Source organism: Simplicispira lacusdiani (assembly GCF_003604195.1).
Taxonomy (GTDB): domain Bacteria; phylum Pseudomonadota; class Gammaproteobacteria; order Burkholderiales; family Burkholderiaceae_C; genus Simplicispira; species Simplicispira lacusdiani.
The window spans coordinates 282,002-301,751 of sequence record NZ_QXGR01000005.1; the positions used below are offsets into that span (position 1 = coordinate 282,002).

The following is a 19,750-nucleotide window of genomic DNA, read 5'->3' on the forward strand; positions in this document are numbered from 1 at the left end:
CCGCATGCCCCTTCCATGACAGCAGCGCAGCAGCCCATCGGCGTCTTCGACAGCGGTGTCGGGGGCCTGAGCGTGCTGCAGGCGCTGCGCGCCGAGCTGCCGCACGAGCGCTTCGTCTACCTCGCCGACAGCGGCAACGCCCCCTACGGCGAGCGCGGCGATGCCTTCGTGCAGGCCCGCACCCACGCCATCACCGACTACTTGCTCCGCGAGCACCACATCAAGGCGCTGGTGGTGGCCTGCAACACAGCCACCGCCGCCGCCATCCATGAGGTGCGCGCGCGCCACCCGCAGCTGCCGCTGGTGGGCGTGGAACCGGCCCTCAAGCCCGCCGTGGCCGCCAGCCGGACCGGGCGCATCGGCGTCATCGGCACGCGCGGCACGCTGACCAGCGCCAAGTTCGCACGGCTGCTGGCCACGCTCGACGGCCAGGCGCAATTCGTCGTCCAACCTTGCGATGGCCTCGCCCACGCCATCGAGCGCAGCACCGCGCAGGCCCTGCCCACGGCACCGGACGCTACTGAAACAAGAGCGCTTTGCGCCCGTTACACGGGCCTCATGGGCCCGTTTGGCATCCAAAACGGACAGATCGACACCCTGGTGCTGGGCTGCACGCACTACGTGTTCGTGCAGGACGAACTGCGCGGCTTGCTCGGCCCCGAGGTCCGGCTGATTGACACCGGCGAACCCGTGGCGCGCCAGACCCGGCGCCTGCTGCAGGCCGCCAGCGCGCTGGCGCCCGAAACCGGTCCGCCAACCACGGCCATCACCCTACTGACCACGGGCGCGCTAGCCCCGCTGCAGAACGCCGCCACGCGCTGGCTGCAGTTGCCGGCGCAGTGCTGCGCCACCATCGATCTGCCCGTCGGACCTGCCTGAACCCATGGCTGCAACGCCCGTCCAGCAAGCGTCGAACGCTCCCAAAAATATAGCTATTAGCGCTTGCCTGACGCGGCTTCCAGGCCTTCAAGCTGGCTCGGCGCTCCAAAGCCGCTCTCCACCCAGCTCCACATGGGTGAGGTACAGCCGCACATCCAGCTCGTACTGGTGGTAGTGCGGCTCCATGTGCTCGCAGAGCTGGTAGAAGGCCTTGTCGTGCTGCTTCTCGCGCAAGTGCGCCAGTTCGTGCACCACGATCATGCGCAGGAACTCGTCGGGCACCTGCTTGAACATCGCCGCGACGCGGATCTCGTGCTTGGCGGTCAACCGGCTGCCCTGCACGCGAGAGATGGCTGTGTGCAGGCCGAGCGCGTGGCGCACCACATGGATCTTGCTGTCGAACACCACCTTGTTCACCGCGTCCGCGTTGCGCAGGTGGCGGTTCTTGATGTCCTGGGTGTAGTGGTAGAGCGCCTTGTCGGTGCGCACGCCATGGACGCGCGGGTATTTGCGCAGCAGCAGCGGCGCGAGCGCGCGGCGGTCGTCGCGCAGCAGGCCGAGCACCTGCTCCTGCAGGGAGGCCGGATAGGCGCCCAGGTAGGTCAGTTCTGAAGGCATGGCTGTGGATGCCCGGCGCGCCGCCGGGCCTTGGGCGCAGGCTTAGTGCAAGTGGCGCGGACGGCGACCGCCACCGCCACCATGGCCGCCGCCGGAACCGCCCGGGCCGCGCGGCGGTTTGCCGATTTCCAGCGAATTCACCAGCGCGTCGAAGCGCTGGCCAAACAGCTTGTCGATCTCGGCCACCACGCCACCGAGTTCGGAGCCGTCGAAATGGCGCTCCATCATGTTCACCACGTCCTGCACCAGCAGATCGCGCTGCACCTGCATGATGGCGGCCGGCGTCGGGCCCACGAACAGCATGACGAAATCGTCGCGCGATTCCGTGTCCTCGTCGGCCTCGTCCTCGTCAAACTCCGCATCGTAGAACGTGACCTCGATGGCGGCGCCCTGCTCGGCCAGATCGTTCAGGCTCATGCACATCTCATCGAGCGACTGGCGGAAATCCTCGTCGCCCCGCACCGTCCAGCACATCTGCAGCATGCGGCCCTTGGCGTCGAACTGGATGCCAGGCTCCTCTTCGTAGGCGCTGGCGGCGCCATCGGCCAGCGAACGGGCGCCAGCGTACTTCCAGAGGGGCTTGAGTGCTTCCTGCAACTGGTCATATCCGGCGTCGGCCCGCAACGGCACCTGGCCATGGACATGGATTTCAAAGGGAGCGTTGTAGTTTGACATGATTGAATCGTAATGGTGGTGCCCCGAGCCGGGGTCGAACCGGCACGCCCCTTTGCAGGAAGCGGCGGATTTTAAGTCCGCAGTGTCTACCAATTTCACCATCGGGGCTGCGGCCGCGCGGTGGCTGCTTGTTGATGGCAGCGTACCCCTGGCCACGCGCATGCGCAAGGCTTGCACATGCCGCGATTCCCCCTTGAACCGCAGAAATGGAAAAGGGAAGCCGAAGCTTCCCTTTCAAAACTGGAGCGGGAAAAGAGTCTCGAACTCTCGACCTCAACCTTGGCAAGGTTGCGCTCTACCAACTGAGCTATTCCCGCATTTAACCTGTTCACACCGCTGCTATTGCAGCAATGCTGGCTGGCAAGCCTTGCATTATAGTGCATTTTCAGCACTTTTTCCAGCATCCCCGGCTTTTGGCCAGCCGGCATGTTCTGGAGGCGCGGTCCGGAGTCGAACCGGACTAACCGGATTTGCAATCCGGGGCATAACCGCTTTGCTACCGCGCCAGAAAACCCCACCACTTCGACAAAAAAGGGAAGCGATTGCTTCCCTTTTCATGGAAATTGGAGCGGGAAAAGAGTCTCGAACTCTCGACCTCAACCTTGGCAAGGTTGCGCTCTACCAACTGAGCTATTCCCGCATTTACCACAGCCAATCATTCTACAACGTTTGTCTGCGATGACTGCATTGTAGCGCAATTTTCCGGCCGCGGCAGAAAAACCACTCAATGTTTCACGGATTCCGGCGCCACCACGGTGGCTGTCTTCTCCACAGCTGCCGCAGCCACGGCCGCCGCCACCTCTTCGTCGGTCAGCGGCACGGGCTTGTGCTCCAGGGCGATGTCGAGCACCTTGTCGATCCATTTGACCGGCACGATCTCCAGGCCGCTCTTGACGTTGTCGGGGATCTCTTGCAGATCCTTGACGTTCTCCTCGGGAATCAGCACCGTGCGGATGCCACCGCGCAGCGCCGCCAGAAGCTTCTCCTTGAGCCCCCCGATGGCCGTGACCTCGCCACGCAGCGTGATCTCGCCGGTCATGGCGACATCGCCACGCACCGGGATACCGGTGAGCGCCGACACGAAGGCCGTGACCATCGCCGCGCCCGCGCTCGGACCGTCCTTGGGGGTGGCGCCATCGGGCACGTGGATGTGCACATCCTTTTTCTCGAACACCTCGTCCTTGATGCCGAGCATGCGAGCGCGGCTGCGCACCACGGTGCGCGCGGCCTCGACGGACTCCTTCATCACATCACCCAGCGAACCGGTGCGCGTGATGACACCCTTGCCCGGCATGGTGACGGCCTCGATGGTCAGCAGATCGCCGCCCACCTCGGTCCAGGCCAGGCCCACGACCTGCCCCACCTGGTTTTGCTGCTCGGCGCGGCCATAGGTGTACTTGCGCACGCCCAGGTAATCGGGCAGGTTGTCGGCCGTGACGACCACCTGCGGTTCGAGCTTCTTGAGCAACAGAGCCTTGACCACCTTGCGGCAGATCTTGGAAAGCTCGCGCTCCAGCGAGCGCACGCCGGCCTCGCGCGTGTAATAGCGCACCATGTCGCGCACGGCGGCCTCGGTGATCTGCAGTTCCTCTTCCTTCACGCCATTGTTCTTGAGCTGCTTGGGCAGCAGGTACTTCATGGCGATGTTGGTTTTCTCGTCCTCGGTGTAGCCCGACAGGCGGATGACCTCCATGCGGTCGAGCAGCGCCGACGGGATGTTCATCGAGTTCGAGGTGGCCACGAACATCACATCGGACAGGTCGAAGTCGACCTCGACGTAGTGGTCGCCGAAGGTATGGTTCTGCTCGGGGTCCAGCACCTCCAACAGCGCGCTCGACGGGTCGCCCCGGAAATCGGTGCCCAGCTTGTCGATCTCGTCGAGCAGGAACAGCGGATTGCGCGTGCCGATCTTGCCCAGGCTCTGCAGCACCTTGCCCGGCATGGCGCCGATGTAGGTGCGGCGGTGGCCGCGGATCTCGGCCTCGTCGCGCATGCCACCCAGCGCCATGCGCACATACTTGCGCCCCGTGGCCTTGGCGATGGACTGGCCCAGCGAGGTCTTGCCCACGCCCGGCGGACCCACCAGACACAGGATGGGCGCCTTCACCTTGTCCACGCGCTGCTGCACGGCGAGGTATTCGAGGATGCGGTCCTTGACCTTGTCCAGGCCGTAGTGGTCTTCGTTGAGCACCACCTCGGCGTTGCCCAGGTCGTGCTTGATCTTGGTCTTCTTGCTCCAGGGCAACGACACCAGCACGTCGATGTAGTTGCGCACCACCGTGGCTTCGGCCGACATGGGCGACATGAGCTTGAGCTTCTTGAGCTCGGCCTCGGCCTTCTTGCGTGCCTCGGCGGGCATCTTGGCGGCCTTGATCTTCTTCTCGATCTCTTCGAGGTCTGCGCCCTCCTCGCCCTCGCCGAGCTCCTTCTGGATGGCCTTGACCTGTTCGTTGAGATAGAAGTCGCGCTGGTTCTTCTCCATCTGGCGCTTCACGCGGCCGCGGATCTTCTTGTCGACGTTGAGGATGTCCACCTCGCGGTCGAGTTGCTCGAACAGGTTCTCCAGGCGCTCCTTCACGTCGGACAGGTCGAGCACGGCCTGCTTGTTTTCGAGTTTGAGCGGCAGGTGCGCGGCGATGGTGTCGGCCAGGCGGCCCGGGTCGTCGATGCTGGAGATTGAGGTCAGGATCTCGGGCGGAATCTTCTTGTTCAGCTTGACGTACTGGTCGAACTGCTGCATCACGGCACGGCGCAGCGCCTCGATCTCGCTCGGGCGGTGCTCGTCGGCACCCGCCTCGACCGGCGTCACGGTCGCCGAAAAATGCGTCTCAGCGTCCTCGATGGGCCCCACCAGCGCGCGCTGCTGGCCCTCGACCAGCACCTTCACGGTGCCGTCGGGCAGCTTGAGCATCTGCAGGATGGTGGAAATGCAGCCCACGTCGAACATGTCGTCGACGGAGGGTTCGTCCTTGGCCGCGGCCTTCTGGGCCACCAGCATGATGCGGCGGTCGGCCTCCATGGCCAGTTCCAGCGCCTTGATGCTCTTGGGACGGCCCACGAACAGCGGAATCACCATGTGGGGGAAAACGACCACATCGCGCAAGGGCAGCAGCGGCAGCGTGACGGGCGTGGGAGGCAAGGGGGTATGTCCGGACATGGGAATCCTCGTGAAACTACTGGGCATATGGTCCGCAGGCCGTGATTTTCAACCCGGAGCTTCAGCCCGGGCGCCCCGCGCCGTGCGATCGCACGGACGCAGGGGGTCGAACGGCAGCGGCCACCATAGCGCCGGTGACAGGTTTTCAGGCCTTTTTCGCTGCTTCGCGGTACACCAGCAAAGGCGGCTTGCTCTCGTCGATGGTGGATTCATCCACCACCACCTTCTCCACGTTGATTGCGTTGGGCAGGTCGAACATGGTGCCGATCAGGGCCTGCTCCAGGATGGAGCGCAGGCCCCGGGCGCCCGTCTTGCGCGCCAGCGCCTTGCGGGCAATGGCTTTCAGCGCGGCCGGACGGATCTCCAACTCGGCGCCTTCCATGGCCAGAAGCTTGCTGTACTGCTTGACCAACGCGTTCTTGGGCTCGGTCAGGATCTGCACCAGCGCGTCCTCGTTCAGCTCGGCCAGCGCCGTGACCACGGGCATGCGACCCACCAGTTCGGGGATGAGGCCGAACTTGATCAAATCCTCGGGTTCGATTTCCTGGAACACCTCGGTCAGCGAACGCTGCTTCTTGCTCTTGACGGCGGCGCCAAAACCGATGCCCGAGGCCTCGGTGCGGTTCTCGATGACCTTCTCCAGCCCGGCGAACGCACCGCCGCAGATGAACAGGATGTTGGTCGTGTCGATCTGCAGGAAGTCCTGGTTCGGGTGCTTGCGCCCGCCCTGCGGCGGCACGCTGGCCATGGTGCCCTCGATGAGCTTGAGCAGCGCCTGCTGCACGCCCTCGCCCGACACGTCGCGCGTGATGCTGGGGTTGTCGGACTTGCGCGAGATTTTGTCGATCTCGTCGATGTAGACGATGCCGCGCTGGGCGCGCTCAACCTCGTAGTTGCAGCTCTGCAGCAGCTTCTGGACGATGTTCTCCACGTCTTCGCCCACGTACCCGGCCTCGGTCAGCGTGGTGGCATCGGCCATGACAAAGGGTACGTCGAGCATGCGCGCCAGCGTTTGCGCCAGCAGGGTCTTGCCCGAACCCGTGGGGCCAATGAGCAGGATGTTGCTCTTGGACAGCTCCACCTCGTCCTTGTGCGCCTTGTCCTTGTGGCGCAGGCGCTTGTAGTGGTTGTACACCGCCACCGCCAGGGTGCGCTTGGCGATCTCCTGGCCGATGACGTAGTTGTCCAGGTTGGCCTTGATCTCGGCCGGCGTGGGCAGGTCGCTGCGCGCCTCGCGGCCGGCCTCACCCGAGGGAAGTTCATCCCGGATGACTTCGTTGCACAGGTCGATGCACTCGTCGCAGATAAAGACCGACGGACCGGCGATCAGCTTCTTCACCTCGTGCTGGCTCTTGCCGCAAAACGAGCAGTAAAGGGTTTTTTCGCTGGAAGAGCCTTTTTTCTCGGCCATGGGGGGCTGTGCCTTGTTGGAAAGTTGACGGGATGATACCCAAACGAAAGTCGCGCGAAAGGGCGTTCATCCAGTGGAAAAACACCCCGTTTCCAGGCGCCGCGCCCTCAGGGGCGCTTGGCGATCACCTGGTCGATGATGCCGTAGTCCTTGGCCTCGTCGGCGGTCATGAAGTAATCGCGCTCGGTATCGGCCTTCACCTTCTCGATGGGCTGGCCCGTGCGCTCAGCCAGGATGCGGTTCATCTGGTCCTTCGTGCGCAGGATATCGCGGGCATGAATTTCGATGTCCGTGGCCTGGCCACGCGCGCCGCCCAGCACCTGGTGGATCATGATCTTGGAGTTGGGCAGCGAGAAACGCTTGCCCTTGGCGCCGGCAGCCAGCAGGAAGGCGCCCATGCTGGCGGCGAAACCGCAGCACAGCGTGGAGACATCGGGCTTGATGAACTGCATGGTGTCGTAGATCGCCATGCCGGCCGTAACGCTGCCGCCGGGAGAATTGATGTAGAACGAGATGTCCTTGTCCGGGTTCTCGCTTTCCAGGAACAGCAACTGCGCCACCACCAGGTTGGCCGTCTGGTCGTTGACCTCGCCCACCAGGAAGATCACGCGCTCCTTGAGCAGGCGTGAATAGATGTCGTAGGACCGCTCGCCGCGGCCCGACTGCTCGATGACCATGGGGATCATGCCCAGGGCCTGTGTTTCCAGTGCGCTCATGTGAGTTTCTCCATTCAGGCGGGTACTGTACCCAGAAATGAATTGGGGCTTGTGAACACAGTCACAAGCCCCCAAGGGTGCCATGCGCATGCGCGGGCCGCTCCGTGGAGCCTCCCGCGCGGGCGGAAGATCAGCCCTGGCCGCCCATCAGCTCATCGAAGGACACGGCCTTCTCGGTCACCTTGGCCTTGGACAGCACGAATTCGGCCACATTGCTCTCGATCACCACGGCCTCGACTTCGCCCAGGCGCTGGCGGTCGCTGAAGTACCAGCGGACCACGTCCTCGGGCTTCTCGTAGCTGGCAGCCAGCTCGTCGATATGGGCCTTGAGCTGCTCGGGCTTGGCCTGCAGGTTGTTGGCGCGCACCAGCTCGGCCACCACCAGGCCCAGGCGCACGCGGCGCTCGGCTTGGGGGCGGAAGATGTCGTCGGGGATCTCGGCCTTGTCGGCATCCTTGACGCCGCGCTGCTTCAGGTCGGCGCGCGCGCCTTCCTTCAGGCGCTCGATCTCGGCCTGGACGCTGGCATTGGGCAGGTCGAGTTCGGCGTGGGCCAGCAGGGCTTCCATCACGGCGGCCTTGTTGCGGGCCAGCAGGCGGAACTTGACTTCGCGCTCCAGGTTCTTCTTGATGTCAGCGCGCAGGCCGGCCACGGTGGCGTCAGCGATGCCCAGCGACTTGGCCAGGGCGTCGTTCACTTCGGGCAGGTTGGCGGCCTCGATCTTCTTCAGGGTGACCATGAAGTCGGCGGTCTTGCCGGCCACGTCCTTGCCATGGTAGTCCTCGGGGAAAGCCAGCGGGAAGGTCTTGCTCTCGCCCACCTTCATACCGCGCACGGCGTCCTCGAACTCCTTGAGCATCTGGCCTTCGCCGACCAGGAACTGGAAGTCCTCGGCCTTGCCACCGGCGAAGGTCTCGCCGTCGAGCTTGCCCTCGAAGTCCACGGTCACGCGGTCGCCGTCCTGGGCGGCGGCGTCCATGGCGCGCTGGGCGAAGGTGCGGCGCTGCTTGCGCAGGATGTCCAGGGTCTTGTCGATGGCGCCGTCATTCACCTCGGCGGACAGCTTCTCGACTTCGGCGCTGGCCAGGTCACCGATCTTGACTTCGGGGAACACTTCGAACACGGCGTCGAAGGTCACTTCGCCCTCGGGGGCGCCTTCCTTCTCGGTGATGCGGGGCTGGCCGGCCACGCGCAGGTTGGCTTCGTTGGCGGCCACGGCAAAGGCCTCGCCCACCTTGTCGTTCAGCACTTCGTACTGCACGGAATAGCCATAGCGCTGCGACACCACGTTCATGGGCACCTTGCCGGGACGGAAGCCGTCCATCTTGACGGTGCGGGCCAGGCGCTTGAGGCGCGTTTCCACCTCGCTCTGGATGGCGGACAGGGGCAGGCTCAGCGTGATCTTGCGTTCGAGCTTTTCAAGGGTTTCAACGGTAACAGCCATGGCTACTCCTAAATTTCTGGTTAAACGCGCCAACTGCGAGGCAGCGGCACCGTGTCCGGACAAGTTTCAAAGGGGTGGTGCGCGGGGGGGGACTCGAACCCCCACACCATTGCTGGCGTCAGGACCTAAACCTGGTGCGTCTACCAATTTCGCCACCCGCGCGGTCTTCAAACAGACAGGCGGCAAGTACAACCTGCCGCCTGCATGAAACTGGTTAACTCTTGATTTTAACCTGATGCGCAGGCATCAGTCGCCAGCGCTCACCTCGGGCTCGGGCCGGCGCACGCGGAACCAGGCCGCGTACATGGCCGGCAGGGCCAGCAGCGTGAGCACGGTGGCCACGATCAGCCCCCCCATGATGGCCACGGCCATGGGGCCCCAGAACACGCTGCGCGACAGCGGAATCATGGCCAGCACGGCGGCGGCCGCCGTCAGCACGATGGGGCGCGCCCGGCGCACCGCCGACTCGACGATGGCATCCCACGCCGGCACGCCGCGCGCGCGGTCCTGCTCGATCTGGTCGATCAGGATCACCGAGTTGCGCTGGATCATGCCCATGAGCGCGATCACGCCCAACAGCGCCACGAAGCCGAACGGCCGCCCCAGCAGGATCAGCGCACCGGCCACGCCGGCGATGCCCAGCGGCCCGGTCAGGAACACCAGCATGGCGCGGCTGAAGCTGTGCAGTTGCAGCATGAGCAGCGTGAAGGTGATGAACAGCATGATGGGCACGCCCGCCGCGATGGACGACGAACCCTTGGAGCTTTCCGCCACCGCGCCCGCCACGGTGATGCGGTAGGCGTTCTGCCCCGCGTCGTGCCAGGCGGCCTCGATCTTGCGCAGCTCGGGCAGAAGCTGCTGCGTAACCGTGGCGCCCTGCAGGCCCTCGACCACGTCGCCCTGCACCGTGATGGCGTACTCGCGCCCCTCGCGCCACATCACGCCGGGCTCCCAGGTGAACTGGGGCTTGGCGATCTGCGTCAGCGGGATCGAGCGCCCCGTGGCCGTGGGCAGGTAGGCGTTGGCGATGTCGGTGATGGCGCGGCGCTCGTCCTCGGGCTGGCGCAGCACGATGTCGATGAGCTTGTCGCCCTCGCGGAACTGCCCCACCTGCGTGCCCGACTGCATGACCTTGGACGCCTGCGCGATGGACTGGCTGGTCACGCCCAGCGCGCGCGCCTTGTCCTGGTCCACCTCCAGGCGCAGCACCTTGACGGACTCGTTCCAGTTGTCGTTCACGCCGCGCATGTTGGGCGAGGCGCGCAGCACCGCCTTCACCTCGTCGGCATGCGCGCGCAGCACCGCCGGATCGGGCCCCACCACGCGGAACTGCACCGGGTAGGGCACCGGCGGCCCGTTGGGCAGCAGCTTGACGCGGCCGCGCACCTCGGGGAATTCCTGCGCCAGCAGGGCCGGCAGCGCGCGCATCAGCGCCTCGCGCTTCTTCAGGTCCTGGGCCAGCACGATGAACTGCGACACGTTGCTCTGTGGGAACACCTGGTCCAGCGGCAGGTAGAAGCGCGGCACGCCCGAGCCCACCCAGCCGCTCACCGTGGCCACGCCGGGTTGCTCCATCAGGCGCTGCTCCACGCGCAGCGTGACTTCCTCGTTGCCCGCGTATGAAGTGCCCTCGGGGAACCACAGATCCACCAGGATCTCGGGACGGTTGGAATCCGGGAAGAACTGCTGCTGCACCACGCCCATGCCGGCGATGCCCAGGGCAAAGGTCAGCAGCGTGGCGCCGATGGTCGCCCAGCGGTGCTCCACGCACCAGTGCACCAGGCGGCGGAAGGCGGTGTAGAACGGGCTGTCGAACACCTCGTGCGGGTCATCGGTCACGCCGGCCGCCGCCACATGGGGCGGGCGCTTGAGCAGCAGCGTGCCCAGGTAGGGCACGAAATACACCGAGGCCAGCCAGCTCAGCACCAGCGCGATCACCGTCACGGCGAAGATGGCGAAGGTGTATTCGCCCACGGCCGACTTGGCGATGCCGATGGGCAGGAAGCCCGCCGCCGTGATGAGCGTGCCGGTCAGCATGGGCATGGCCGTCAGCTCGTAGGCGAAGGTAGCGGCGCGCATCTTGTCGTAGCCCTCTTCGAGCTTGAGCACCATCATCTCGACGGCGATGATGGCGTCGTCCACCAGCAGGCCCAGCGCGATGATGAGCGAGCCCAGCGACACCTTGTGCAACCCGATGCCCCAGTACCACATGGCCAGGAAGGTGACCGCCAGCACCAGCGGAATGGTGATGGCCACCACCAGCCCGGGGCGCGGGTCGATGTACCAGCGGCGCCACCAGCGCTGCTCGCCCGCGCGCTTGTGCAGCCCTAAGCTGATGAAGCTCACCGCCAGCACGATGGCCACGGCCTCGATCAGCACGCGCACGAACTCATTCACCGAGCTGGCGACCGACTTGGGCTGGTCCTGCACGTTCACCAGCTTCACGCCGGCGGGCAGGGTCTTGCCGATCGACTCGGTGGCCGCGTGCAGCGCCTTGCCCAGGCGGATGATGTCGCCGCCCTTGGTCATGGACACGCCCAGCGCGATCACCTCCTGCCCCTCGTGGCGCACCTTCACGGCCGTGGGCTCCACGTAGCCGCGCCGGATCTCGGCGATGTCGCCCAGGCGCAGCATGTTGCCCGAGGCGCCCCGGATGGGCATGGCGCGCAGCTCGTCGATGGCCTGGAACTGCCCCGCCACGCGCACCTGCACCTGGTCCTGCGGCGTCTGCACCACGCCCGCGCTCTCCACCGCGTTCTGCTGGCCCAGCTGCGCCAGCACCTGGTTCATGTCCAGGCCCAGCTGCGCCAGGCGCTTCTGCGAGATCTCGATGTAGAGCTTCTCGTCCTGCACGCCGAACAGCTCCACCTTGGCCACGTCGGGCACGCGCAGCAGCTGCTGGCGCACATCGTCGGCGAACTGCTTGACCTCCGCGTAGCTGAAGCCCTCGGACTCCAGTGCGTAGATCACGCCGTACACATCGCCGAAGTCGTCGTTGAAGAACGGCCCCTGCACACCCTGCGGCAGGGTGTAGCGCATGTCGCCCACCTTCTTGCGCACGGTGTACCAGATGTTGGCCACCTCGGCGGCGCGCGTGCTGTCCTTGATCTCCAGGATGATCTGCGACTCGCCGGGCTTGGAATAGCTGCGGATCTTGTCGGCGTTGGGCACCTCCTGCAGGGTGCGCTCGATCTTGTCGGTCACCTGCTCGGCCACCTGCTGCGCCGTGGCGCCGGGCCAGTAGGTGCGCACCACCATGGCGCGGAAGGTGAACGGCGGGTCCTCGTCCTGGCCGAGCTGGAAGTAGGCGGCGAAGCCCAGCACCATCAGCACCACCATCAGGTAGCGCGTGAGCGGCGCATGCTCGATGGCCCAGCGGGAGAGGTTGAAGCTCTCTTTCGACTGCACTGGCGTCATGGCGTGCTCACTGGGCGTTGGAAGCGGTGGGAACGGCGGCCGCGGCCGCGCCGTTCGCTACTGTTTTAGTAGCTGATGGCGTTTTTCCCACCTGGGCTGGAGCCGATTTTTGCTGATAGACCGCCACCTTCTGCCCCGGCGTGAGCACATGCACGCCCGTGCTCACCACCTGCATGCCCGGCGCCAGCCCGCCCACGATCACGGCCTCGTTGCCGTCGGCCGTGGCGACCTGCACCGGCTGCGAGCGCACGGTGCCCTTGTCGGCCTCGTACACCCACACGGCCGTGGCCTGGCCCTCCTGGCGCAGCGCCGTGGTCGGCAGCTTGAGGGCCGCCACGCCCGCGTGGCCCAGCGCCTCGGGCGCGACATAGGCGGTGGAGCCCAGCGGCGGCGCGCTGGCAGCGTCGATGCCCACCTTCACCGTGAAGGTGCGCGTCACCGGGTCGGCGCTGGCCGCCACCTCGCGCACGCGGCCCTGCAGCGGCTCGCCGCCAGCCCAGGAACGCACGGCCACGGCCTGGCCTTCCTTGAGGCGCGCCACCTTGTCCTCGGGCACGGCAAACACCACGTCACGCGGGCCGTCCAGGGCGATGCGCACCACCGGCGCGCCGGAAGCCACCACCTGGCCGGGCTCGGCGTCGATGCCGGTCACCACGCCCGCCCCATCGGCCACCAGCCGGGTGTAGCCGGCCTGGTTGCCCTGCGCCGAGGCCTGGGCGCGCGCCTGCTCCAGCGTGGCCCGCGCGGCCTTGAGCGAGGCCTCGCGGCGCTCCAGCTCGGCGCCGCTGATGAAGTTCTGCTCTTTCAGCGCGGCAAAGCGCTTGAATTCCGCCGCCGCCAGGTCGTGCTGCGTCTGCGCGGCCGACACCTGGGCGCGCGCCGCCGCCGCAGCGAGTTGGTAGTCCTGCGGGTCGAGCTGTGCCAGCAACTGGCCCGCCTGCACCCGCTCGCCCAGCGCGGCCGGGCGCTGCACGATCTTGCCGCCCACGCGGAAGCCCAGACGCGACTCGACGCGCGCTCGCACCTCGCCCGCGTATTCCTGCGCGGCCAGCAAAGGCTCGGCGCCCACCGTCAGCAACTTGACCGCGCGCACCGGCTCGGGCGGGGGCGCGGGCGGCGTGCAGGCGGCCAACAGGCCGGCGCCGGCCAGCAGCGCCACGGTGCGCAGCGCGGCTGCGGAAGCGAAAAAAAGCCCCTGCCGGGGCCGCGATGCGAACAGTGTGCGCATGGGATACATCCAAGTTACTGACTGACTGGTTAGTAATCTATGTGAACACTTGTCCCTTGTCAAGCGACAATGCGGGCCGTGAACACGCCCGCCCCCCTGCCCCCGCCCGTCACCCACTACGAGAATTTTCCGGTGGCGTCGCTGCTGTGCCCGCCCCGGCTGCGCGCGCCCATCGCCGCCATCTACGCCTTCGCGCGCACCGCCGACGACATCGCCGACGAAGGCCCCGCCAGCCCGGCCGAGCGCCTGCAGGACCTTGCCGCCTACCGCGCCGACCTGCACGCCATCGCCGCCGGCAAAGCGCCGTCACCGCGCTGGGCCGGCGTGTTCGCGCCGCTGGCCGGCATGCTGCATGGCCACGGCCTGCCCGTGCCGCTGCTCAACGACCTGCTCAGCGCCTTTGTCCAGGACATCGAGAAAACCCGCGACGCCGCCGGCTACACCAGCCGCGCCGAACTGCTGGACTACTGCCGCCGCTCGGCCAACCCCGTGGGCCGGCTGCTGCTGCACCTGTATGGCGTGGCGGGTGAACAGGCCCTGCGCGAGAGCGACGCGATCTGCAGCGCGCTGCAACTCATCAACTTCTGGCAGGACCTGAGCGTGGACATCCCGCGCGGGCGCTTCTACCTGCCCGACGACGCCTGCGCCACCCACGGTGTGACACGCGCCATGCTGCAGGCGCTGCAGCCCACGCCCCGGACCACCGCGCTCATCACCGAACACGCCCGCTGGGCGCGCGCCCTGATGCTGGAGGGCGCGCCGCTGGTGCACCGTCTGCCGGGGCGCATCGGCTGGGAGCTGCGGCTGGTGGTGCAAGGGGGTCTGCGCATCCTCGACAAGGTGGATGCGCTCCAGGGGTACAGCCTGTGCCGGCGGCCGCGCATCCGCGCATGGGATGTGCCGGTGATGCTGGGGCGGGCGTTGGTGATGTGAGGATCTTTCGGGTTTTGGGATGATTTTTGGCTCTGGCGCATACTGGGATTGCGTGAGCAGCTATATTTTTTGAAGGTGTGCTTTGGGTGGGGGCGGAGGCCGGGGTGTGCGCCCGGCGGCGCAGTAACTTTCTCTTGTCTCGCCAAGAGAAAGTCACCAAAGAGAAAGCGACCCTGCTGTCTGCGTCCCTTCGCTTCGCTACGGGCAACCTGCGGTGCTCGTTCGCGGGGTGCGCCCTGGAACTCGCTACGCGCTACGCGCTGCACTCGAACAACCACGGCGAGTCAGTTCACGAAACGGATGTGTCCTGCGGCACACCCGCCACCCCGCGCCCTGCGCTCCTCGGCGCATACAGAAGGGGAAGGGAAAGTCCAAACAGCCGCACGAGCCATCGCTTTCTCGGCCTGGCCTGCGGAGCGCGAGGCGCTTGCGCCCGCGAATGCAGAGCCGAGCGCAGCGATGGCCCGTGTGTCTTCAACCCCCTTGCTGGCTGCGCCTGCGGCGGGGTGCTTGCGGGGTGGCATGCGCGTCGGAGCGCGCATGGTTCGTCCACTGGCTCGCCGCGTTTGTTCGAACGGAGCTGCGCAGCAGCGCAGTGAGTTATGCGGCGCACCCCGCAAGCGCCCCGCCGCAGGTTTGCCCCTTCGCAACGCGAAGGGGTCGCAGACTGAGGGTCGCCTTTCTTTTGGGTCCTTTTCTTTGGCGAAGCAAAGAAAAGGACCTCGCCCGCCGGGGCGAGACCCGGCCTCCGCCCTCAGCAAAGCCCCGGACTACCCGGCAGCACCAACAGAAAGATTCATCCCCCACAAGCACAACTGAAGCAACACCCACAAAATTCAATCAAATCAGGCTCCAACCATTACCCATCAAGCGCAACACGCTCCTCTTTCAATAGCAAACACAGCGCACGTTCCACACCATCGCCCCGCCCCCTCAGGGATAGCGAGCTTGCCCTCCCCCACGCACACCCCTACCGTCAACACCACCGCTCCACGGCACCCCCAACGGGGTGCCTTTTTTGTTGCCATGATTTCGCGCCCGGACCCCGCGCACCCTTTTCCACCATGACCGTCAGCGTTTTCGACCTCTTCAAGATCGGCATCGGCCCGTCCAGCTCCCACACCGTGGGGCCCATGATCGCCGCGCGCCATTTCGCCCGCCAGGTGCAGCAGGCACACGGGCTGGCGGCCGTGCAGGGCGTGCGCGTGGAGCTGTTCGGCTCGCTCGCGGCCACGGGCATCGGCCACGGCACCGACCGCGCCGTGCTGCTGGGCCTGGCCGGGCACGAGCCCGACCGCATCGACCCCGACCAGATCGCCCCCGCCATCGAGGCCATACGCAGCCGCCAGCAATTGGCGCTGCTGGGTGAACACCCCGTGCGCTTCGTGGAAAAAGAACACCTGCTGTACCGCCGCAAGAGCCTGCCGCGCCACCCCAACGGCATGCGCTTCGCGGCGCTCGACGCGCAAGGCGGTGAATTGACCAGCGCCGAGTACTTCTCGGTGGGCGGCGGCTTCGTGGTGGATGCCGCCGGCGAGCGCGTGTTCAGCGGCGCGGCCGCCACCAGCACCGACGCGCCGCCGCCCTACCCGTTCACCAGCGGCGCCGAGCTGCTGGCCCAGTGCCGGGCCAGCGGCCTGGGCATCGCCCAGCTCATGCGCGCCAACGAGCAGCAGTGGCGCAGCCCCGAGGAAGTGCAGGCGCAATTGCTGGCCATCTGGCAGACCATGGCCGGCGCCGTGCGGCGCGGCTGCGGGGGCGAAGGCACCCTGCCCGGCCCGCTGCATATCCGGCGCCGCGCGGCCGAGCTGCAGCGCAGCCTCAGCAGCAACCCCGAGGCCGCGCTGCGCGACCCGCTCTCCATGCTCGACTGGGTGAACCTCTACGCCATGGCGGTGAACGAGGAAAACGCCGCTGGCGGCCGCGTGGTGACGGCGCCCACCAACGGCGCGGCCGGCGTGATTCCGGCGGTGCTGCACTACTACGTGAAGTTCGTGCCCGGCGCCAGCGAGGCGGGCATCCTCGACTTCCTGCTCACGGCGGGCGCCATCGGCGCCATCTACAAGCTCAACGCCTCGCTCTCGGGCGCCGAGGTGGGCTGCCAGGGCGAAGTGGGCGTGGCCTGCTCCATGGCGGCGGGCGCGCTGGCCGCCGTGCTGGGCGGCACGCCCGCGCAGGTGGAGAACGCCGCCGAGATCGGCATGGAGCACAACCTGGGCATGACCTGCGACCCCGTGGGCGGCCAGGTGCAGATTCCGTGCATCGAGCGCAACGCCATGGGTGCCATCAAGGCCATCAACGCCGCGCGCCTGGCGCTGCGCGGCGACGGCACGCACGTGGTGTCGCTCGACCAGGTGATCAAAACCATGGTGCAGACCGGCAAGGACATGATGTCCAAATACAAGGAAACCTCGCGCGGCGGCCTGGCGGTGAACGTGGTGGAGTGCTGAGGCAAAACACCCCCCTGAGTCGCCTTTGGCGCCTTCCCCCCGCTCTCGCTGCGCTACGCGCTGCGGGCGACGCCACCGGTGCGGCGGGGCGGCCCTTGCACGGTGGCCGCTGGCCTAGGCCGCGCCAGTTTCATGCGTCGCAGGAGCGGCGTTCGTGGAATGGATGACTGAACTCCAAAAAAAACGGACGCCAAGGGCACAAAGTCCCCGGCGCCCGCTGCTCACTGCGGGCCTGTGCGGCTTACCAGCGGTCTGAGCGCATGCGCAGCTCCCAGCTGCCGCGCCGCAACTCGTACACGCCCACGGCGGCGTAGCGCTGTTCGCCCTTGTCGTCCCAGGTCATGGTGCCCGTCACGGGGGCGTAGCCGTTGATGGCGTGCATGGCGGCGGTCACGTCCTTGGGCTTGACCGAGCGCGCCTTCTGCATGGCCGCCGAGAGCACATACATGCTGTCGTAGCTGTAGTGGCCGCCGTAGGCCGGGGGCTTCTTGAAGGCCTCCAGGTATTTTTCCAGGAACTGGCGCCCGGCCACGAACTCCTTGGCCTCCAGCACGGGCGAGGTGGCGTAGATGCCCTCGATCATGCCGCTGACCTTGATCATGTCGGTGGTCTTGACCGTGTCGCCGCCCAGCAGGCGCACGCGCGTGTAGTTGATCTTGCGCAGCGCCTCGATCAGCGCGATGACCTGGAAATCGTTCAGCGTGGACACCATCACCTCGACACCCGCCTCCTTGAGCTTGGCCGCCAGGGCGTCGAAGGCCACGGTCTTGTCGTCGAACGACTCGCGCAGCACCACCTCCCGCTTCTCGGCCTTGAGCTGCGCCGCCGCGCCCTCAGTCAGGCCCTTGCCGTAAGGCGTGCCATCGTCCAGCGCGGCATAGCGCGAGGAGCCGAACTGCGAGGCCGCGAACGAACCGATGGCGCGCGCCTGCAGGCTGTCGTTGGCCACCATGCGGAAGGTGGTGGACAGACCGAGCTGCGTGAACTTGGGGTTGGTGGAAATGGCGATCTGCGGGATCTCCTGTGCACCATAAATGGGCGCGGTCTCGATGCTCACGCCCGAATTGAGGTGCCCGATCACCGCCACCACGCCCGCATCCACGAGCTGCTGCGCCACGGCCTTGCCGGTGGCTGCGTCGGCCTTGTCGTCCACGGCCATCACTTCCAGCGTGACGCGCTTGCCGTCGATCGAATAATTGGCCTTGTTCAGCTCGGCCATCGCCAGGTTCACGCCATTGAGCAAATCCTGCCCCAGGGCGCTGAGCGGCCCGCTCAGCGGCTGCGCCACCCCGATCTTGATGGTGTCGGGAATCTTGCTGCAACCCGTCAGCAGCCCGCCCGCCGCCAGGGGAGCGAGCGCAAGCCCGGCGGAAAACTGGCGCCGGTTCAAAGGTTTCGTCATGCTGGGAACTCCGTCCGTGTAAAGAATGTGACAGCGGGTATATAAGACCCCGCCCCAAACCCCTACCGGGTAAGCCCTGCCCATTAGCAACTTTCAGGTATCGCAAGGCACTGCGATGGTGCACTAATACACCGCCACGGCGCGACCATGATGGCATGAATATTGCTTCACAACATGCCATGAATGAGGCTTTGCGCATCGTGGTGGTGGCCCCCGACCTCGCCATCACCGACCCCGACGACGAACACGCCGTGCAGCAGGCCGCGCGCTCGCGCATGCTGCGCATCGGCCTGCTGGAGGCCAACTTCAACCTCGTGGCCACGCTGCCGGCCGACGTTTTCCTGGCCGACCGGCTGGCGCAGCTGCAGCCCGACCTGATCATCGTGGACACCGAAAGCGAGGCGCGCGACGCGCTGGAGCATGTGGTGCTGGCCACGCGCGACGCGCGCCGCCCCATCGTCATGTTCACCAACGACGACGACACCACCCATGTGAAGGACGCCGTGGCCGCCGGCGTGTGCGCCTACATCGTGGCGGGGCTGGCGCCCCAGCGCATCCGGCCCATCCTCGACGTGGCCATGGCCCGCTTCGCGCACGAACAGGCCCTGCGCGCCGAACTGGCCGACGCCCGGACCGAGCTGCAGGACCGCAAGACCATCGACCGCGCCAAGGGCCTGCTCATGCAGCGCCAAGGCCTGAGCGAACAAGCCGCCTACGAGAAGCTGCGCAAGACCGCCATGGACAAGGGCTTGAAGCTGGGCGAGGTGGCGCGGCGCATGCTGGACATGGCGGACCTGCTGGGATAGCGCAGCTCAGCCCCGCTGCGGCCCCGGCGTGCGCGCCACGTTCATCACCCAGCACACCATCGCGAAATACCCTGCCAGCGTGAGCAGCTCGACCAGCCCGGCCTCGCCCCACTGCGCCTGCGCCTGGGCATAGGTGGCCTCGCCGATTCGGTGCGCGGCCAGCAGCTCGCGCGCCACCCGTGCCGCCAGCGCCAGCGCCGGGTCCAGATCCGGTGGCAGCGCGGAGCGCGTGGCCAGGGCCTCCAGCGCGGCCACGGGCACCCCGGCGCGCACGGCCAGGGGGTGGTGCATCTCCCACTCGAAGACGTTCTCCGTCTCCCGCGCGACGACGCAGATCGTCCACTCGCGCAGCGCGGCGTCCAGCGTGCCCTCGTAGCGCAGTGTCTCACCCAGCTTCGCCGCCGCGCGCAGCAGCGGCGGGCGGTGCAGCAACGGGCGGAAAGGCCCGTACACCCCGCCACGCGGGCCGTTGATCAATTCATCGGCGGCGGCCTGCTGGTCCGCATCCAGCACGGGCGGCGGCGCCAGGCGTTCGGCCTGCCCCGCCTCGGGGAAGGCCAATGCGCGGGCCGATGAGAAATCCAAAGGCATGGAAGGGTTCACGGCGCGCTCCA

At 66.7% G+C, this 19,750-nt stretch carries 14 protein-coding genes and 5 tRNA genes; 4 read left to right on the forward strand and 15 right to left on the reverse strand.

All coding sequences use genetic code 11. The annotated features are described in order from the left end of the window. Positions 1-15 precede the first annotated feature (15 nt). Entirely contained in the window at positions 16-879 is an 864-nt protein-coding gene (gene murI / locus D8S75_RS09215; RefSeq protein WP_119966044.1) for a glutamate racemase, read from the forward strand. An 87-nt stretch (positions 880-966) separates the two neighbouring features. Here murI and D8S75_RS09220 read toward each other — a convergent pair whose 3' ends face one another. The 13 genes from D8S75_RS09220 to D8S75_RS09280 form a co-directional block, all read right to left on the reverse strand. Next, positions 967-1,497, reverse strand: coding sequence for a M48 metallopeptidase family protein (locus D8S75_RS09220; RefSeq protein WP_119966045.1), 531 nt, complete (start codon positions 1,495-1,497; stop codon positions 967-969). Between the two features lie 42 nt (positions 1,498-1,539). Then, positions 1,540-2,172: a DUF6806 family protein gene (locus D8S75_RS09225; protein ID WP_119966046.1), complete on the reverse strand. Its 633-nt coding sequence runs from the start codon at positions 2,170-2,172 to the stop codon at positions 1,540-1,542. A gap of 16 nt (positions 2,173-2,188) precedes the next feature. Further along, positions 2,189-2,280, reverse strand: a tRNA-Leu gene (locus D8S75_RS09230). 133 nt (positions 2,281-2,413) lie between these two features. Continuing rightward, a tRNA-Gly gene (locus tag D8S75_RS09235) sits at positions 2,414-2,489 on the reverse strand. Positions 2,490-2,604: 115 nt separating this feature from the next. Further along, a tRNA-Cys gene (locus D8S75_RS09240) sits at positions 2,605-2,678 on the reverse strand. 58 nt (positions 2,679-2,736) lie between these two features. After that, positions 2,737-2,812, reverse strand: a tRNA-Gly gene (locus D8S75_RS09245). Between the two features lie 84 nt (positions 2,813-2,896). Next, a complete protein-coding gene (lon, locus tag D8S75_RS09250; RefSeq protein WP_119966047.1) occupies positions 2,897-5,329 on the reverse strand; it encodes an endopeptidase La in 2,433 nt (810 codons plus the stop codon). A gap of 145 nt (positions 5,330-5,474) precedes the next feature. After that, complete coding sequence (gene clpX / locus D8S75_RS09255) at positions 5,475-6,740, reverse strand: ATP-dependent Clp protease ATP-binding subunit ClpX (RefSeq protein ID WP_119966048.1); 1,266 nt, start codon at positions 6,738-6,740, stop codon at positions 5,475-5,477. A 107-nt stretch (positions 6,741-6,847) separates the two neighbouring features. Next, positions 6,848-7,456, reverse strand: a complete 609-nt coding sequence (gene clpP / locus D8S75_RS09260; protein WP_119966049.1) for an ATP-dependent Clp endopeptidase proteolytic subunit ClpP — start codon at positions 7,454-7,456, stop codon at positions 6,848-6,850. A gap of 130 nt (positions 7,457-7,586) precedes the next feature. After that, a complete protein-coding gene (gene tig, locus D8S75_RS09265) occupies positions 7,587-8,900 on the reverse strand; it encodes a trigger factor (protein ID WP_119966050.1) in 1,314 nt (437 codons plus the stop codon). A gap of 75 nt (positions 8,901-8,975) precedes the next feature. Beyond that, positions 8,976-9,062: transfer RNA gene (locus D8S75_RS09270), tRNA-Leu, on the reverse strand. Positions 9,063-9,146: 84 nt separating this feature from the next. Continuing rightward, complete coding sequence (locus D8S75_RS09275) at positions 9,147-12,317, reverse strand: efflux RND transporter permease subunit (protein ID WP_119966051.1); 3,171 nt, start codon at positions 12,315-12,317, stop codon at positions 9,147-9,149. A gap of 7 nt (positions 12,318-12,324) precedes the next feature. Continuing rightward, entirely contained in the window at positions 12,325-13,545 is a 1,221-nt protein-coding gene (locus D8S75_RS09280; protein ID WP_119966115.1) for an efflux RND transporter periplasmic adaptor subunit, read from the reverse strand. Positions 13,546-13,614: 69 nt separating this feature from the next. On the opposite strand from D8S75_RS09280, the gene hpnC reads away from it, so the two are divergent. Next, positions 13,615-14,478: a squalene synthase HpnC gene (gene hpnC / locus D8S75_RS09285; protein ID WP_119966052.1), complete on the forward strand. Its 864-nt coding sequence runs from the start codon at positions 13,615-13,617 to the stop codon at positions 14,476-14,478. Between the two features lie 1,064 nt (positions 14,479-15,542). Further along, positions 15,543-16,928 (forward strand): L-serine ammonia-lyase, encoded by a 1,386-nt coding sequence (locus D8S75_RS09295; protein WP_119966054.1) that lies wholly within the window; start codon positions 15,543-15,545, stop codon positions 16,926-16,928. Positions 16,929-17,169: 241 nt separating this feature from the next. On the opposite strand, the gene D8S75_RS09300 is transcribed toward D8S75_RS09295, so the two are convergent. After that, positions 17,170-18,330 carry a branched-chain amino acid ABC transporter substrate-binding protein gene (locus D8S75_RS09300; protein ID WP_119966055.1) on the reverse strand — a complete coding sequence of 387 codons (1,161 nt, stop codon included), beginning with the start codon at positions 18,328-18,330 and terminating at the stop codon, positions 17,170-17,172. Between the two features lie 179 nt (positions 18,331-18,509). Here D8S75_RS09300 and D8S75_RS09305 point away from each other — a divergent pair, with 179 nt between their 5' ends. Further along, entirely contained in the window at positions 18,510-19,136 is a 627-nt protein-coding gene (locus tag D8S75_RS09305; RefSeq protein WP_119966056.1) for an ANTAR domain-containing response regulator, read from the forward strand. A 6-nt stretch (positions 19,137-19,142) separates the two neighbouring features. Here the strand turns inward: D8S75_RS09305 and D8S75_RS09310 are convergent, their stop codons facing one another. Continuing rightward, entirely contained in the window at positions 19,143-19,739 is a 597-nt protein-coding gene (locus D8S75_RS09310; RefSeq protein ID WP_157982621.1) for a carboxymuconolactone decarboxylase family protein, read from the reverse strand. Positions 19,740-19,750 lie beyond the last annotated feature (11 nt).